Here is a 1,129-nt window from a genome sequence, read left to right as displayed (position 1 = left end):
GCCACCGGCGGTGGACAGGTGCAGAAGGCGGGCGGGCTGCTGCGGCGTGCTCTCACCCGCGGCGACGTGACGGCGGGAAGGGGACCACGTGCCTGAGGAGGCCGAAGCGTCGCGGGGCGCCCCCATCAGGGTGCTGCTGGCGGATGACGAGCACCTGATCAGGGGGGCGCTGGCGGCACTGCTGGCGTTGGAGGACGACCTCTCGATCGTCGCCGAGGCGGCTTCGGGTACCGAGGCGGCGGCCATGGCGACCGCGCACCGCCCGGACGTGGCGGTGCTCGATCTCCAGATGCCGGGCGCGGACGGGGTGCGGGTCGCGGCGACGCTGCGCGAGTCGGTGCCCGGGTGCCGGACGATGATCGTGACCAGTCACGGCAGGCCGGGGCATCTCAAACGGGCGCTGGCCGCGGGCGTGCGCGGATTCGTGCCGAAGACCGCGTCCGCCGAACAGCTCGCTCAGATCATCCGTACCGTGCACGGCGGCAACCGTTACGTGGATCCGCAGCTGGCGGCGGACGCCATCAGCGCCGGGGACTCGCCTCTGTCGGCGCGGGAGGCCGAGCTGCTGGAGCTGGCAGCGGACGGTGCGCCGGTGGCGGACATCGCCGCACGTGCGTCGCTGACCCAGGGCACCGTCCGCAACTACCTGTCGGCCGCCGCGGCGAAGCTGGGCGCGGAGAACCGGCACGCGGCGGTCCGCATGGCCCGCGAGCGGGGGTGGATCTGAGCGGAGGCGCCGAGGTCCCGAGCCAGGAGAAGTACGGCTATACTGGGCCGCGCACCACGGCGGCCCGTGCCGGGCCGAGGGTGGGGCACGCGGACGTAGCTCAGTTGGTAGAGCGCAACCTTGCCAAGGTTGAGGTCGCGAGTTCGAGCCTCGTCGTCCGCTCAGCGCAGTGAGCATCGTGCGTCTCACGGAGGAAGGCCCCGGTCGTCTCGACCGGGGCCTTCGCCGTGTGTCCACCGCACCGCGCTCGGCCGTGTGTCCACCGCACCGCGCTCGGGGTGTCGCCGCGCCCCGTCCGGGTCAGCTCCAGGGCACACCGGTGAGGCGTTCGTAGGCCTCGATGTAGCGGGCGCGCGTGGCCTCGACGACCTCGTCGGGGAGGGCGGGCGSGCCCGCTACATC

Annotated in this window: 1 protein-coding gene and 1 tRNA gene; both read left to right on the top strand. The window is 73.4% G+C overall.

The genetic code is table 11. The annotated features are described in order from the left end of the window. Positions 1 to 88 precede the first annotated feature (88 nt). Positions 89 to 727, top strand: coding sequence for a DNA-binding response regulator (locus AB8Z75_RS34680; RefSeq protein WP_369209075.1), 639 nt, complete (start codon positions 89 to 91; stop codon positions 725 to 727). Positions 728 to 816: 89 nt separating this feature from the next. Beyond that, positions 817 to 889 (top strand) — tRNA-Gly (locus AB8Z75_RS34675). Positions 890 to 1,129: the final 240 nt, after the last annotated feature.

This window comes from Streptomyces sp. PU-14G (assembly GCF_041028275.1).
Classification (GTDB): domain Bacteria; phylum Actinomycetota; class Actinomycetes; order Streptomycetales; family Streptomycetaceae; genus Streptomyces.
The sequence above is the reverse complement of the archived record's forward strand: the minus strand, read 5'-3'. Positions and strand labels throughout refer to the sequence as shown.